Source organism: Sorangium sp. So ce726, assembly GCF_051521405.1.
Classification (GTDB): Bacteria; Myxococcota_A; Polyangia; order Polyangiales; family Polyangiaceae; genus Sorangium.
Map to the genome: position 1 here is coordinate 4,733,522 of NZ_CP150349.1, position 15,569 is coordinate 4,749,090.

At 70.2% G+C, this 15,569-nt stretch carries 13 protein-coding genes; 9 read left to right on the forward strand and 4 right to left on the reverse strand.

The window, feature by feature from the left end:
- The first annotated feature begins 56 nt into the window (after window positions 1-56).
- Window positions 57-848 (forward strand): Stp1/IreP family PP2C-type Ser/Thr phosphatase, encoded by a 792-nt coding sequence (locus WME79_RS17735; RefSeq protein ID WP_437537099.1) that lies wholly within the window; start codon window positions 57-59, stop codon window positions 846-848.
- 107 nt (window positions 849-955) lie between these two features.
- On the forward strand, window positions 956-1,216 hold the full coding sequence (locus tag WME79_RS17740; protein ID WP_437537102.1) for a hypothetical protein: 261 nt from the start codon (window positions 956-958) through the stop codon (window positions 1,214-1,216).
- 72 nt (window positions 1,217-1,288) lie between these two features.
- Here the strand turns inward: WME79_RS17740 and WME79_RS17745 are convergent, their stop codons facing one another.
- Window positions 1,289-2,365 carry a glycosyltransferase family protein gene (locus WME79_RS17745; RefSeq protein ID WP_272098314.1) on the reverse strand — a complete coding sequence of 359 codons (1,077 nt, stop codon included), beginning with the start codon at window positions 2,363-2,365 and terminating at the stop codon, window positions 1,289-1,291.
- A 114-nt stretch (window positions 2,366-2,479) separates the two neighbouring features.
- On the opposite strand from WME79_RS17745, the gene WME79_RS17750 reads away from it, so the two are divergent.
- Window positions 2,480-3,490 carry a hypothetical protein gene (locus tag WME79_RS17750; protein ID WP_437537105.1) on the forward strand — a complete coding sequence of 337 codons (1,011 nt, stop codon included), beginning with the start codon at window positions 2,480-2,482 and terminating at the stop codon, window positions 3,488-3,490.
- A gap of 285 nt (window positions 3,491-3,775) precedes the next feature.
- Here WME79_RS17750 and WME79_RS17755 read toward each other — a convergent pair whose 3' ends face one another.
- The 3 genes from WME79_RS17755 to WME79_RS17765 are packed head-to-tail and all read right to left on the reverse strand — an operon-like array spanning window position 3,776 to window position 7,442.
- On the reverse strand, window positions 3,776-4,891 hold the full coding sequence (locus WME79_RS17755; RefSeq protein ID WP_437537108.1) for an ABC transporter permease: 1,116 nt from the start codon (window positions 4,889-4,891) through the stop codon (window positions 3,776-3,778).
- Window positions 4,888-6,390, reverse strand: a complete 1,503-nt coding sequence (locus WME79_RS17760; protein WP_437539864.1) for a sugar ABC transporter ATP-binding protein — start codon at window positions 6,388-6,390, stop codon at window positions 4,888-4,890. Before WME79_RS17760 ends, WME79_RS17755 begins: the two co-directional genes overlap by 4 nt.
- A gap of 32 nt (window positions 6,391-6,422) precedes the next feature.
- Complete coding sequence (locus WME79_RS17765) at window positions 6,423-7,442, reverse strand: sugar-binding protein (protein WP_437537111.1); 1,020 nt, start codon at window positions 7,440-7,442, stop codon at window positions 6,423-6,425.
- Window positions 7,443-8,009: 567 nt separating this feature from the next.
- On the opposite strand from WME79_RS17765, the gene WME79_RS17770 reads away from it, so the two are divergent.
- From WME79_RS17770 to WME79_RS17795, 6 genes are all read left to right on the forward strand, one after another.
- A complete protein-coding gene (locus WME79_RS17770; protein ID WP_437537113.1) occupies window positions 8,010-9,311 on the forward strand; it encodes a DUF1566 domain-containing protein in 1,302 nt (433 codons plus the stop codon).
- Window positions 9,312-9,381: 70 nt separating this feature from the next.
- Window positions 9,382-10,845, forward strand: a complete 1,464-nt coding sequence (locus tag WME79_RS17775) for a YkgJ family cysteine cluster protein (protein WP_437537116.1) — start codon at window positions 9,382-9,384, stop codon at window positions 10,843-10,845.
- 63 nt (window positions 10,846-10,908) lie between these two features.
- Complete coding sequence (locus WME79_RS17780; RefSeq protein WP_437537118.1) at window positions 10,909-11,940, forward strand: DUF2169 family type VI secretion system accessory protein; 1,032 nt, start codon at window positions 10,909-10,911, stop codon at window positions 11,938-11,940.
- On the forward strand, window positions 11,937-12,998 hold the full coding sequence (locus WME79_RS17785) for a beta-ketoacyl synthase N-terminal-like domain-containing protein (protein WP_437537120.1): 1,062 nt from the start codon (window positions 11,937-11,939) through the stop codon (window positions 12,996-12,998). Before WME79_RS17780 ends, WME79_RS17785 begins: the two co-directional genes overlap by 4 nt.
- A gap of 374 nt (window positions 12,999-13,372) precedes the next feature.
- Window positions 13,373-13,792, forward strand: a complete 420-nt coding sequence (locus WME79_RS17790; RefSeq protein ID WP_437537123.1) for a hypothetical protein — start codon at window positions 13,373-13,375, stop codon at window positions 13,790-13,792.
- Between the two features lie 27 nt (window positions 13,793-13,819).
- A complete protein-coding gene (locus WME79_RS17795; protein WP_437537125.1) occupies window positions 13,820-15,487 on the forward strand; it encodes a peroxidase family protein in 1,668 nt (555 codons plus the stop codon).
- The last annotated feature ends 82 nt before the right edge of the window (window positions 15,488-15,569 follow it).

Consider the following 15,569-nt stretch of genomic DNA (forward strand, 5'->3'; position numbering starts at 1 on the left):
GCGGGGAGATTAACCCAGTTCCCTGGCGGGCCAAGCGTCGTCTAGACTCGGGGCGAATGCGCGCCACCGCGGCAGGTCTATCCGACGTCGGCAGGGAGCGGGTCCACAACGAGGACCGATACATCCTCCTCCCCGAGTTCAACGTCTACGTCGTCGCGGATGGCATGGGCGGGCACGAGGCCGGCGAGGTCGCGAGCCGGATCGCCGCGAGCGCCATCGCCGGCTACTTCCGCGACGCGAACAGCAAGCGTCGCAAGGCGTCGACCGGCGACAGGCTGCGCGCCGCCGTGACGTACGCGAACGCGCGCATCTTCGCGCACGCCGATGACTCGCGGTTCTACCGCGGGATGGGGACCACGGTCGTCGCCGCGGCGTTCTCGCCGCGGGAGCGGAAGTTCTACGTCGCCCACGCCGGCGACAGCCGCTGCTACCTCCTCCGCAACGGCGATATCTCGCAGCTGACCCGCGACCACTCGCTCATCGCGGACGCGCTCCTCGAGCGGCCCGACCTCACGGAGCGCGACCTCGCCTACCTGCCCCGCAACGTGATCACGCGGGCGCTCGGCATTGCCCCCAGCGTCGACATCGACCTGCGCGCGGAGCGCGTCGAGGCCGGCGACGTGTTCCTCCTCTGCTCCGACGGCCTCCACGGGCTCGTCGACGATCGCGAGATCGCGCGCATCGTCGAGGACAACGCCGTGCTCGCCGACGCGTGCGGCAAGCTCATCGACTGCGCCAACGAGAACGGTGGCCGTGACAACATCACCGCCGTGCTCATCCGGATCGAGGAGACGGCATCGGCGTCGTGGAGCCAGCGCCAGGGCGTCAAGAGCCGCAGCGCGCGGTAGGATCCGGAGGCGTGCGGAGGGGGCCGCGAGCGCGCCGCGCCATCGCGTGGGCTGCACCGCTGCGTCCCTTCCTCGTGCACGTGGGCTGAAGACAAGGGAGGTCATGCATGCGAACCAGGTGGATCGGGATGGGGCTCTTCGTCGGCGCGCTGCTCGCGTGGGGCTGTGGCGGCGAGGCGGCGCTCGGCGAGGCGTGCGAGAAAGAGGGCGCGGAGGGCGAGTGTGAGGGCGGGTCGGTCTGCGGCAAGCCCGACGACAGCGCGGAGCTCGAGTGCCTGAAGACGTGCGTCGAGCAGACGGACTGCCCCGCGGACCAGGAGTGCAACGGCGTCTCCGGCTCGGACCTCAAGGGCTGCAGGCCGAAGTAGGGGAGGGCGCGGTGTCCCCGCCGCGAGCGCGGCGCGCCGGCTGCCGCGCTCAGAGAACGCCGGCCGCCGCGCTCAGAGGACGCCGGCGTGTGCGCGATCGAGCAGGCCGTCCATCACCTCGAACAGCTGCCGGTTGCCGTCCTGGGAGTAGCCCGCGAGCTTCTCTTCACAGGCCGGGATGGCCTTCACGAAATCGGCGATGACGGCCGGGTCGTCCAGCGAATCGGCGCCGCGGCCGAACCCCTCGCGCTCGAGGTAGCGGGCGTTGAGCACCTGCTCGAACTGGCGGCCGAGGGGGACGGCGAGCATCGGCTTGCGCAGGTAGACCGCCTCCCCCATGAGCGTGAACCCGCCGCCAGCGATGACGGCGCGGCACGAGGCGAGGTCGTCGATGAAGCCCTCCTCGCTGAAGGGGCGGTAGCGGAGGTTGCCCTCGACCTGCTCCTCCGTGATGTTCCGGCGCATCCCGTAGATGCGGCACTCGAGCCCGGTCTTCGCGAGCGTCGCCGAGAGCGCGTCGTTCCCCTCGGCGGTCTGGTAGACGAGCAGGTGCTCCCCGGGGCGGCGGTTCGCGGCGATGATCTCGGGGCGGAGGATCGGCGGGACCAGCGTCGTCTCCTGCTTGCGGACCGGCGGGCGAAAGAACGTGGCGATGACGTAATGGTTGCAGAACGGCAGCTTGCTCTTCACGAACGCGCGCGTGAGCTGGAAACCCGCCTCGTGCCCGGCGAGGATCTCCGCGTCGTGGGTGCACCGGTTGATGATCTGCATGTTGTCGACCGAGAGGATCGGCAGCCGGTGGAGCTTGGCGTAGAGGTACGTCCACGACTCGAAGTCGCTGACGGTGAGCTCGGGGCGAAAGTCCTTGATGAGCTCGAAGTACGCGGCGATGTTCTTCGGCGTGCCCGTCGCGCCGGAGAGCACGTTGGACCAGAGCGTCTTGCCGCGACGCACCCGGTTCTCCTCGTAGATCATGTGGAGCCCGTGGATGCGGTTCACCCCCGCGAAGCGCTTGGACAGGAAGTCGGTCGCCCTGCCCGACGCCATGATCTCGAGCTCGTGTCCCTGCGCCAGCAGGTGTTCGATCACCACGCGCGAGCGCATGGCGTGCCCCATCCCTTCGCCGACGACGCCATAGAGGATCTTCATGACGCGCGAGTGTAGCGGGGGCTTTGTGGCGTTCGGAAGGAAACGGCGCCGCCGCGGCGCGGGCGGCGCGGGCGGCGACCGAGCGCAGGCGGCGCCGCGGCGCGGGCGGCGGGCGTGACGCCCCGCCGCCGGATCTGGAGCGAGCTGCTGCCGCTCGAGGTGGTGCGGATGCCCGGGACGCTCGCGCTGCTGCGGCGGTATGCGCTGGAGCTCTCGATCGCTGTGCGGCCGGAGACCGCGGCAGGGCTGCCGGATCTCGTGGCGGCCTGCGCGGACGCGGGGGTGGCGGTCGCGGTGTGGCCGATGATCGCGGACGAGGACGGGCGCTGGGCGAGCGCCGGCAACGCGGCGGCGTTCGGCGCGTTCGTCGCGCGGCTGCTGGACGCGCTCGACGCGCGGCGCCTGGCCGCGGCGGAGGTCGTGTTCGATCTCGAGCCGCCGATCGAAGCGGTGCGGCGGGCACTGGCGGGGGGGCGCGGCGCGCTCGATCTGCTCGGCGGCGCGGCCCGGGGAGCCCGGGGGAGCCCGCGGTGGAGTGAGGCGCAGCGCGCGTACGTGGAGCTGGCGGGCGCGGTGCATGCGCGCGGGGTGGCGACCTCGGCCGCGATCGTGCCGCTCGTCTTGGCCGACGGGCCCGACGGGCCGTCGCGCGGCTGGGAGCGGTTGCTCGGGACGCCCGTGTCGGTGCCGCCGTGGGGGCGCGTCGGCGCGATGCTGTACACGTCGCTGTTGGAGGGGTATTCGCGCGGCGCGCTCGGCCGGGAGGACGCGGTCGCGCTGCTCGCCTGGGGGTGCCGCGCCGCCGCCCGGCGGTTCGGTCCGAGGGCGGGCGCCTCGCTGGGCGCCGTGGGCAAAGGCGCGCTCGGCGACGAGCCGGTCTACCGCTCGGTCGCCGAGCTCCGCGAGGACGTGGCCGCCGCGGAGGCGGCCGGGGTCTCGGATCTCTCGCTGTTCGACCTCGGCGGGGTGCTGGCGCGGCCGCCGGCCGAGGCCTGGCTGGAGGCGTTTGTGGCGCCGCCGGAGGCGCATTCGCTCAGAGAGACGCTGCGGGCGCGCGGCGTGGTCGCGGCCGCAGCGCTCGTGGGTCGGGCGGCGGGCTGCGCTCGCCGGCTCACGTCACCGTGACGGCGATCATCCGTGATGTGCCTTGCCCTGGCCGCGGTAGCGCTTCCAGTGATGTCGCTTGTTCTTGTTCTTCGGCCTGCTGTTGCCGGAGCAACCGATAGACGTCTTCTTGGTCGGTGATGACATGTGCCCGTCCATGGCGCCGAGGCGCGGCGGACGACAGGGGTCACGATCTCCGGCGCTGCTCAGGCCGGACTGCCGGGCTGAGGAGGCGACAACTCCCCTGATATATAGAGGGCGGGTGCTCTTGGCGACTTGCCGGTCCGTTCCCCATCGCCGGAAAGCTCAGACGTCTTCGACATCGGGCGCTCGTACGGCCGGCGGCTCCACTGCGCTGACCGTCGCGGCCGCCTGGAGGCTCGACGCTGCCTCGGCGGCGCCCGCGGAGGCATGCCGGATGCGCCGTTTTGTCTGCACCATGTGCACGATCTGGTCGAGGATCACCGCGACGAGGATCACGGCGCCGATGATGAGGAAGGTCCAGTTCGGGTCCAGGCGCCAGATGCGTTGAATGCGGTCAGCGTCCTCGTACGGCAGCTGAAACATGTTGATGCCGTTGTCGATGACGCGCATCACCGCGGAGCCGATGACGATGCCGAGCACCGTGCCCTCACCCCCGCGAAGCGAGCAGCCGCCGAGCACGGCCGCGGCGATCGCGTACATCTCGTACGCGATGCCGACCTGTTGCGACATCTGCCCGATGTATGACGCGTAACAGACGCCAGCCACGCCGCCGAGGCCCGCCGAGATCACATAGGTGGACGTCTCCACCCGCCTCACGTTGATGCCGGAGTACTCCGCCGCGTCGCGATTGCCGCCGATCGCATAGACGTAACGGCCGAACACCGTGAAGTGCAGCGCGTAGGTCGCCGCGCCGCACACGGCGAGGAACATCAGAAGCGGATACGGGACGAGCGCGTCGCTCCCGACCTTGAACAGCCCGCCGTTCGCGAGGGCGAGCAGCGGCGAGCCACCGAGGCTCAGGGTGCCCCCCTCGGCGATGGTCTGCGAGAGGCCGCGCAAGAACAACATGCCGCCGAGCGTGACGATGAACGGCTGCAGCTTGAGCCGCGTGATCAACAGGCCCTGGCCGAGACCGATCAGCAGCGCCACGCCCAGCGCCACCGGAATGCCGATCCACAACGGGTAACCCATGCCGCCGACCTGGCTCGACGAGAGCTTGGCGATGAGAACGCCCGTCAGGCCGATCACGGACCCGATCGACAGATCGATGCCGCCGGCGATGATGACGAACCCGATGCCAATCGCGAAGATCCCGAGCATCGAGATCTGCCGCAGGGTGTTGATCGAGTTCGACTGCCCGAGAAAATCCGGGTTCGAGATGTAGAGGGCCAGACACATCGCGACGAGCGCGATGGTCATCCCGAGCTCGCGCCTCATGACAAAGCCTCCTTGTCGGCGTGGCCCGTCATCAAGGTCGCGATCCGCTCCTGGCTGAGCCGTTCCCGCGGCAACACACCCTTGATGCGTCGCTCGTGCATGACGGCGACGCGATCGCTCATTCCGATGATCTCTTCCATGTCCGAGCTGACCATCAAGATCGTGATGCCTTCATCCGCGAGGGCGGTCATGTGGCGGTAGATCTCGGCCTTGGCGCCGACGTCGATGCCGCGCGTCGGCTCGTCCAGGATGAGCACGCGCGGGTTCATGGCCAGCCATTTCCCGAGCACCACCTTCTGCTGGTTTCCGCCGGAGAGGTTCACGACGGGCTGACGAACGCCGGGCGTCTTCGTCCTCAAGCGCTCCACCTCCGACTCGGCGACACGGCGCTCCGTCTCCCTGTCCAGGAAGCCCCAGCGGCTGTAGCTGGCGATGTTCGGCAGGGAGGTGTTCTCTGCGATGCTGAGCGGCAGCACGAGGCCGTGCCGCTTGCGATCCTCCGGCGCCAGGTAGACGCCGCGGTCGATGGCATCCCTGGGTTTTCGAGGAGCAAACTCCTTTCCTTCGAGCGTCATGCGTCCCCCGAGCGCCGGGGTAACCCCGAAGAGCGTCTGCATGAGCTCCGTGCGGCCCGAGCCGACCAGGCCGGCGAAGCCGAGGATCTCCCCGCGTCCGGCCGAAAAGGAGATCGGCGCGGGCGCGCCGGGCACGACGAGGCCCTCGACCAAAAGGACGGGCTCGGTCGGCTGACGCGGCCGTTTCTCCGGGAAGTAGTGCGCGCTGAGCTCGCGGCCCACCATCATCGAGACGATCTGTTGGCGCGTCGCTCCTGCGCGCGTGAGGTCCCCGACGTGGCGGCCGTCGCGCAGGACCGTCACCCGGTCCGCCAGCGCCATGACCTCTTCCATGCGGTGCGAGATGTAGACGATGCCGATGCCGTCCGCCCGGAGCTTGCGGATGATCCCGAAGAGATGCTCGGACTCACCGCTCGTGAGCGACGAAGTCGGCTCGTCCATGATGAGGATGCGCGCGCTCAGGGCGAGCGCCTTGGCGATCTCGACCATCTGCATCTGACCGGCGGTCAACGCGGACACCGGGGTCGAGGGCGGGAGCCGCAAGCCCACGCGCAGAAGCAGCTCCCTGGCGCGGGCGTGCATGTCGCCCTTCGGCAGCGGACGGAGGAGCGGCCCTGTCGCGCCGCCTTCGTTACCGAGGAAGATGTTGGCCGCGATGTCCAGATTGGGCGCCAGCATCAGCTCCTGATGGATGAGCGCGATGCCGAGGCGCTTGGCGACGCGCACGCTCTCGATGGCGACGCTCTTCCCTTCGATGCGGATCTCGCCTTCGTCGGGTTGCAGGGCGCCCCCGAGGATCTTCATGAGCGTGCTCTTACCGGCGCCGTTCTCGCCCATGAGGGCGAGCACCTCGCCCGGCTTCAGCGAGAGAGAGACGCCCTGGAGCGCGACCACGCCGGGAAACCGCTTGGTGATCGCGCGCATCGCGAGCAGATCCGGAGCGGACGCAGTCACGCTCACTTCTTCATTTCGGCGAGCTGCTGTTTAAAGGTCGCCACGTTGGTCTTTTCGATCACGTCGATGCCGGTGTCGATGCTCTTGTTGGCCGGGATCTGCGCCATCGCTGCGCTGGGCTTGACCGCGAGCTCATGCGCCCACTTGCTCGCCAGGTAACCGAACTGAAACGGCTTCTGGACGACCGTGGCCGAGATCGTGCCGTTCTCGATGGCCGTGAGCGTCTCCTCTTCCTCGTCGAACACCGCTGCGAGGACCTTCCCCTTCTTCCCGAGCGCCTCGATGGCCGCCGCGATGGCGGGGCCGTTGTAAGACCACAGGCCTGCGACGAGCTTCAGGTCCGGGTGCGCGTTGATGATGTCCTCCACGTTGGAGCGCGCCTTCGCGCGGTCGGTGTTGTCCTCACGCTTGTCGACGATCTCGATGTTCTTGCCTGCGATCGCGTCCTGAATGCCTTGCAGGCGCTGCTTCGCGTTGTCCGCGGAGAGCGTGCCGACGAACACGGCCATCTTACCGCCGTTCGGGAGGAGCTTCACGATATGGGCGCCGAGCGCCTTGCCGGCCTCGTGGTTGTTGGTGCCGATGTAGAGCAGTCGGCTCGACACCGGGGCGTCCGAGTCGAACGTGATGAGCTTGCTCTTCTCGGCCACCTTGTTGAGCACCGGGACCTGATCGGCCGGCGCGATGGCGCTCACGGCGATGGCGTCGTAGCCCTGACTCGAGAGGTTTTCGAGGATCTGGTTCTGCTCCTCCGTGGTGCCGTTCGATGGCATCTTGACGTCGACCTGAACCTTGCTTTCTTGCTCGTATTTCCGGACGCCCGCCTGAGCGATCTTCCAGAACTCGGACGCGTTGTTGGTGACGAAGGCGAGCTTGACGATCTTCGGCTTCGAGCCGCCGCCCTCGGCTGGCGCGGCGCCCGTCCCCTCGCTCTTCTCGCTGCACCCCGTCATCGCGAGCAGCGCCAACAGGAAGGGCGCCACGACCGCCCAACCCTTGCCCCAGGACTTCGTCTCTTTCACGGCTGGTCTCCTTGCTGATTCACTTTCAAGAACGTGTTGACATCACGCGTGGCGTCGCCCTTACCCGGCCGATAACTCGCACTCGGAGAAAACTCGCAATCCGCATGGAACCTCTCCTTTATCCCCGTGATCTGCCGCAAGCCGATGCGTGTTCGGCTCGCGACGACCGAGCGAACGAGGATCGGTGCCCGGATGGATCTGGATGACGAAGGATGCCCGCTGGAGAGAATTGTGAGCGTTCACATAATCGGTGTCAACTGCCATCGGCGGGTGCTGTGCGCGCGGGACGTCACGGGTTAAGGCTGATCGAAGAATTGGAAGCGTACGGGAACGCGCGGTCACCCGGTACGATCAGAGGTGTTGCACCCGCGGGAGGCGCGGAGGGCCTGCGACTCGGCACGTCGAGCATGAGCTGAGACGACGGCGTTGAGCGTTTCCTGTCGGTTGGCAGGAAATGAGCCTTTTCTTCCCGTGCGTGCGTTGACGCCCCTCGCGCAGCGTGTGATAGGTTGGTGCGGTTCGAACATATTTGTCTTGTGGCATTGGCTTGAGCGCGCGGAGGTGCCTGTGAATCGAAGCAAGCGGTGGGTCGTTGACGCGACCTGGGTGATGGCCGTCGTCGCGGCGCGTGCCCGGACGGGGGTCGCGCTCGGCGTGGCGCTCGCGGCCGCGGCGTGCGGCCAGGAGGGCGGCGACCGCGACGCGATCGCGGCGAGCGGCGGGTGGGGGACGGGCGGCGCGCTCGCGACAGGCGGAGCCTCGGAGACGGGCGCCGGGGTCGGCGGCGCGGAGAGCACCACGAGCGGCGGCGCGCCGGGGGACGGCGGAGCGGCTGGGGAGGGCGGCGGCGCGGAGAGCACCGCGAGCGGCGGCGCGCCGGGGGACGGCGGAGCGGCCGGGGAGGGCGGTGGCCTGGGCAGCGGAGGCGCGGGCGGAGCGACCGACACCTGCAGCAGAGCCGCCGCCTGCGGGACGCACAAGTGGGCGTGCTGGCCCATGCCCAATCCGGCGGGCAGCGGGCTGCCCAACGCTGCGAGCTACACCGATGGGGGGGGCGGAGTGGTGCGCGACAACGTCACGTGCCTCGAGTGGCAGCAGAGCCCTCCCTCCGATGCGTACACGTGGGAGCAGGCGATCAGCTATTGCGACGACCTGACGCTCGGCGGCTTCTCCGACTGGCGCCTTCCCACGCGCATCGAGATGACGTCGATCGTCGACTTCACCCGGAGCCCGGCCATCGACAGGGGCGCGTTCCCGGGGGCGCGCGGGGGCTTCCACAAGACGTCGTCCGACTGGATCCTCACCATCCGGCAGGCCGGCGCCGGCGCGGGGCGCGACTATGCCTGGGCTTTCAACCTGAGCGACGGGATCGTCAGCAACGCCTACTCCAAGGCGACCGCGGCGAGCCTGCGCTGCGTGCGAGGCAACGGCGAGGGCGAGGCGCCCAGCAGCCCGGCCGTGGCCCCGCCCGACCAGTACGCCGTCGTGTCGCCCGGCGAGGTGATGGACAAGTACACAGGCCTCGTCTGGCAGCAGGGGTATTCGCCGGCCACGCTGGCCTGGGCGGACGCGGAGAGCTACTGCGCGACGCTCGATCTCAACGGCCACACGTGGCGCTTGCCCAGCATCCGGGAGCTCGCGACCCTTGTCGACGAAGCGCAGGTGGCGCCGTCGATCAACCGCACGATGTTCCCCGACACGCAGTACGGCGCCCGCAGCAACGACTGGTACTGGAGCTCCCATGCGGCCGTGGGCAACGCCGCGGCTGCCTGGGCGCTCAATTTCGACGACGGCTTCACCGGGTTCAACGCCGGAGAGAGCGGCAAGTGGAACTATTTCACGGCCGCGTGGGTGAAGTGCGTGCGCTGAGGGCGTAGTCGCGGCCGCCGCGCCTCGTTTCGGTGGCGCGCGGCCGCCGGCGTCGGATAGCGTGGCTCGGGTGAGCCCGAGCATGCCGCCGGCGCGCCCTCGCCTCGCCGCCCACGTGCTCGCGCGGCGCCACCTGGTCGGCGAGGAGGAGCGCGTCATCCTCCACGATGCCCGCACAGGGCAGCTGCTCCAGCTCGGCCCGCGGGAGTGGGTGCTTCTCTCCGCGGCCGACGGGACGCGCGACGTCGAAGGCATCGTCATCGCGGCGGCCCGCGAGGGCGCGCACGCGCGTGTGCCCGCCGCGCAGGCGTTCTTCGCAGAGCTCCACGCCGCGGGGCTGCTCGGAGCGGACGACGCCGGCGAGGACGTGGGATCCTGGAGGGCCGCGACGCCCGCGGCGCCCGCGCTCGATCCGGGGGAGCGCGATCCCCGCGAGCGCCCGCTGGAGGTGCTGCCCGACTTCAGCCTGCACTGCGACGGCCGCGGGAGCTGCTGCCGGATCTACGCCTCGATCCTCTTCGATCCCGAGGAGGCCGCGCGGGCGCGGGCGCTGCGGCCCGATGTGCTGAGCGGGGGCGCGCGCCACGAGCGGGCCTTCACGCCGGAACGAGGGACGTGGCCGTGCGCGGCCTCCGTCGTGGCGATGCGGGACGGCCGGTGCGCCTACCTCGAGGGCGAGGGGCGCTGCTCGCTCCACGCGAAGAGCGGGTCCGAGGCCAAGCCGCTCGGATGCCGCACCTTCCCGACCAGCTTCATCGACGACGGCGAGTCGGTGCGCGTCTCGGTCGCCGTGGAGTGCGCCTGCGTGCTCGCCAGCGTGGGCCGCCCCGGCGGCGCGCCGCTGCTCGATCCGCGGCTCGTCACGCGGGGAGATCTGGACGAGCGCATCGATATCACCCGGCTGCCGGACCGCGCGCAGGTGACGCCCGGCGCGACCGCCTCCCGCGCCGAGGTCGTCGCCTGGTCGAGGCGCCTCGCCGCGGCAGCGCCCCCGCCCGACGTCGCCGCGGGCCTCTTCTCGCTCGCCGCCGCGCTCGAGGCCGAGGGCCTCGCCGAGGGGGCGATCGCGCGCTTCGAACAACCCGACCCGCTGGATCCGGCGGCGCTCGCGCCCTGGCTCGCCGCGCTCCACGGCCGCGCGGCGCGGCGGGCGCGCGAGGACGCCGCCTGGCGCAGCGAGCGGGACCTCGCCCGGAGGGCCACGCGGTGGATCGCGGAAGCGACCCTGGCGCTTGCCGAGCCCGACCTGCTCGCCGCGCTGCTCCTCTCGCCCGTGCGCGCGCGCGTTGGCGACCGCGAGCGCTTCTACCTCCGCGCGGCCTTGCACGGCCACCGCCTGCTCGGGGCGCTGCCGCTCTCGCTCGCGCTCCGCGATCGCGCCGTGCGGCTCGTCGTGGCCCGGGCGCTGCCGGCGGTCGTCGAGGGGGAGGACGCGGGCGACCCGGCCTGCGCCGAGCCGATCGCGCTCGTGGAGGCGGCGCTGCGCGGCCACGGCCTCGACGCGTACGCCGCCGAGGCGGCCACGGCCGGGTGATCCGCGCGTCTCCGGCGAACTCGAAGAGACATCGCCGCCGATCCTGTCGATAATGCGCCCGCGATGAGCCAGCCCCCGCTCGACAACAAGACGGACTTCGCCGCGCACCCACAGCTCCTCGTCGACAGGGACGGCGAGCAGCTGGTCACGATCGTCAAGGCGAGCTTCGAGCTCCAGGGCGACGGCAGCCTCGAGCTCGCGCCCCCCGAGCGCACGCGCGGGGTCCGCCTCGCCGACCTGCCCTGGGAGGAGAAGAAGCCCGAGAGCGTCGCGTACCCGGCCGACATCTGCCTGTTCAAGCCGGCGACCGACGTGATCTTCGTGGCCACGGCGTACGCGCCGAGCGGCAAGGCGGTGCCATCCTTCGACGTGCGCGTCGAGGTCGGCCCGCTCAGGAAATCGCTTGTCGTGTTCGGCAAGCGGCTCTGGGTGGACAAGGGCGCCGCCCTCACCGCGCCGGCGCCCATCGAGCAGATCGACATGCGCTACGACCACGCCTGGGGCGGGCGGGACGACGACGATCCCGCGGCGCCCCTCGAGGAGCCGCGCAACCCGATCGGCACGGGCGTCACGCGCGCGCCGGCCTCGCTCACCCACCAGCCGGCGCCGACCATCGAGGATCCCTCGTACCCGATCCGGACCGCGAAGACCGCGCCGCCGCCCGCGGGGATCGGGGCCGTCGGCCGGCACTGGGAGCCGCGCCGCGGGTACGCCGGGACGTACGACGCCGCGTGGCGAGAGAACCGCGCGCCGCTCCTGCCCGAGGACTTCGACCACCGCTTCAACCTCTGCGCCTCGCCGGGCCTCATCGCGGATCCGCCGCTCGCGGGCGGCGAGCCGGTGCGGGCGCTCAACCTCACGCCCGAGGGGGCGCTCAGCTTCGAGCTCCCGAAGGTGCAGGTCGAGATCGAGTTCCACGTGAAGGACCGCGCGCCGGTCGCCTTCGCGCCCCACCTCGACACCGTGCTCGTCGACCTCTACGCCACCGGCCCGCAGAAGCCGGTGGCCGTCGAGATGGTCTGGCGCGCGCACGTCAAGGCGCCCCGGCGGATGAAGGACGCGCGCGTGATCGTGCGCGAGCGGGGGCGAGCGTGAGGCCCCTCGCCGTCATGGTGGCCGCGGGCGCGGTCACGCCCATCGGGCTGCGCTCGATCGACACCGCGTTCTCGCACCGCGCCTCGGCCGCGGCGATGCGCGAGTCGCCGCTCGTGGACGGGCAGGGCGAGTGCGTCACGATGTGCTTCCTGCCCACGCTCGATCCGCGGGTCACGGGCGCCGCGCGCGCCGTCCTGCTCGCGGAGCGCGCGCTCGGCGAGGCGCTCGAGAAGCTCGGCCCCGCGGCGCGGGGGCTGCGCATGCAGATGGGCCTGTGCCTCGACGAGCACCTCGGGCAGCGGCCGCTGGGCGGCGAAGCTCCGGCGCAGCGGGTCGCCGCCGAGCTCGCCGCGCGGGCGCAAGCGTACGGGTGCGCGCCGGAGATCGCGGTCAAGGTCTCGACGCGCGGCCCCGCCGCGCCGGGGTTCTTGCTGCCGGAGCTGTGCGACGCGCTCGCGCGAGGCGCGATCGACGCGGCGCTGCTCGGCGGCGTGCACACCGACTACGACCCCGCGCGCATCGCCGCGCTCGACGCCGCGGGCCGGCTCTTCCGGCCGGACAACCTCGACGCCCTCGTCCCCGGCGAGTGCGCGGCCTTCGTGGTCCTCACGCGCCCCGACGTCGCGCGGCGCGCGATGCTCCGCGAGCTCGGGCAGATCGTCGGCCTCTCCACAGCGCACGAGCGGGCCCGCCCGGACAACGACGAGTCCGCGTTCCAGGCCACGGGCCTCACCGCCGCGCTCCGCGCCGCGCTGGCGCCGCTGGCCGAGCGCGGGATGCGCGCGGGCTGGATGCTCACCGATATCACCTTCGAGACATTCCGCCATTTCGAGCTCCAGGCCGCGTCGGTGCGCACGCAGCAGCTCTTCTGCGATCCGCAGCAGCTGGAGTGCCCCGCCCAGCGGATCGGGGCGCTCGGCGCCGCGGCCATGCCGCTGCACCTCGTCATCGCGTCGGAGGCGTTCGCGCGCGGCTTTGCGCCGCACCCGTGCGCCGTCTCCCTCGCCGGGAGCGACGGCGGGGAGCGCGCGGCGATGGTGGTCGTCGCGCCGGGGTGACGGCGCGAGAGGGCGAACCAGGGCCAGGGGCAGCCGCCGAACGGGACGACCGCCGAGCCGGCGCCCGAGGAACATGCGTGCTTCGGCCGAAGGAGGGGTCTTTGGAATCGCCAAGCGCGCCACGGACGCCAAGAAAACCACAAAGTTTGGCGTCTTACGGCGCCTTGGCGGCTCGATCATTTGGGCAGGGTCGGGGAATTCCCTCTCCATCTGTCGACAGCTTCCCCGGAGAGATGAAGCGGTAATGCTCAATTTTGACCCGCGTCGCTCAAATAGCCTATGTTCCCCGGCGTTTCTGAGCAGATAGGACACGGGTTGTCATAGCGAAGACGTGCTGTTACGGCCTGTTCGACGCGTCGTTCGCGCCGTGGCGCGTGATCGGTGACAGCGCGCACGGCGCCCTCAGCGCGCGCTTTTTGCACGCGGACGCGATGCTGCGCAGGCTGCGCCAGAGCAGACTCGACAACTCACGCGACGCCGAGATGGTCGCGCTCACGACCGTCGACCTGCTCATCGTCGACGACTTCGCGCTCGAGGCGATGAAGAAGGAATCGAGCCGCGACGTGTATCAGCTCTCCCTCGAGCGCACCGACGTGGCGCCGCGATGCCTGGCAGCGGCTGCGGTCCAGCCTCGCAGCTGCACCCGCGCGCGCCGGGATGAACCGGTGGTGCCCCTCCGTTTGCCCTGTTCGTTCCAACGATTCCGGGTACTTGCAAAGCGAATTGGGACATCACCAAAAATTCTCTATTGCCGACCCGGAGCGCGCGAAGCACCCTGGGCGCAAGCCGCCTGAGAGCGGCTGCTAGCCAAGGAGAAGTCGATGAGATTCATCTCAGCGGGAATCGCGTGCGCCGCCATCGTTGCGTCGTTCGCCGTCTCTTGCGAGGCACCGAGCAGCGATCCAGAGCTCGCGGGGGCGGCCGAGCTGCCCGTCGAGTCGGTGACGGCGGCGCTCGAAACCAGCGCCACGCATGGAGAAGAGGTGACGTTCCCCCTGCCGCCCGATCGATCGCTCGACGGGACGTCCAACAATGCGCGCGACCCACGCTGGGGAGCGGTGGGAGAGCGATTCAAGCGCATCACGCGCTCCGCCTATGCCGATGGCGTCGCCGCGCCTTCGGGGCCGGAGCGCCCGAACGCCCGCGCCGTGAGCAACCGCGTCTGCCGCGCGGAAACGTTGCCGAGCGACCCGCGCGGGCTGAGCGACATGCTCGGCGCCTGGGCACTCTTGCTGAGCCACGATCTGCAGAGCTTCCGCGCCGCGGAGCCCACGGAGCAGTTCGGGATCCTCGTCCCCGCCGATGACGACGTGATGGTCCCAGGTGCGACGATCCCGCTCGCGCGCTGGATCTGGGATATCTCGACGGGCCGCGAGCGCAGCAATCCGCGACTCCAGATCAACAACTCGACGTCCTACCTGGACGCCTCGGTGATCTACGGCATCGATCCGACGCGCGCCGCGGCCTTGCGCACGTTCTCGCAGGGTCAAATGAGGGTCAGCGACGGGAACCTGCTGCCGTTCAACACCGCTGGGCTTCCCAACCGGGTACCAGGGCCGAATTTCTTCCTGGCAGGCGACGAGCGAGCGAACACGAACTTCGCCCTCATCGCACTGCAAACGCTGTTCGTGCGCGAGCACAACCGGATCGCCGCCGGGCTCGCGGCCGCGACCCCGCCGCTGACCGACGAGCAGATCTATCGGAGAGCTCGCAAGATCGTGAGCGCAGAGATCCAGAGCATTACCTACCAGGAGTTCCTGCCCGCGCTCCTTGGCCCCCGCGCTCCGAGCGCCAGCGGTCGCTATGACCCACGCACGAACGCCACGATCAGCGAAATTTTTTCGGTGGTTGGCTTCCGCTTCGGTCACAGCCTGCTGTCGCCGGACTACCTGCTCGTGGACGACGCCGGAGGGGTCACGCGCGTGCCGCAACGAGAGACCTTCTTCAACCCGGCAATCGTCTCGGCTCGTGGGGTGGAACCGATCTTCCGCGGCCTCTGGTCGCAGGTGATGCAACGAATCGATCCGGAAGTCGTGGACGACATCCGGAACCAGACCGTCCGCTTCGGTGAAAAGATCGATCTCGTGGCGTATGACATCCAGAGCGGGCGCGAATTCGGCATCGCCGACTATTCGCGGGTGCGCGCGGATCTCGGCCTACAAAAGATACGCTCGTTCCGGGAGATCACGGCGGATCTGGATCGGCGCGCAGCGCTCGAAGACGCCTACGGGGACGTATCACGAATCGACGCCTTGGTGGGCGCGCTGTCGGAAGATCCTTTACCGAACGCGAGCGTGGGCCCGCTGTTCGCGGCGATCCTCCGGGAACAGTTCGTCCGGCTGAGGGATGGCGACCGGTTCTGGTACGAGAACGATCCGGCCTTCACCCCAGCCGAGGTCGCCGCGATCCGGGCAACCACGCTCGCCTCGGTGATCCTGAGGAATACACGTCTCTCCGACGTGCCCGCCAACGTGTTCTACGCTCACTAGCATCTAGCGCTGGTCGGTACGGCCGTGGCACCATCGATCGCGATGGCTTGAAAGTCGCGAGAAGAGAGCGACCGCGAGCAGG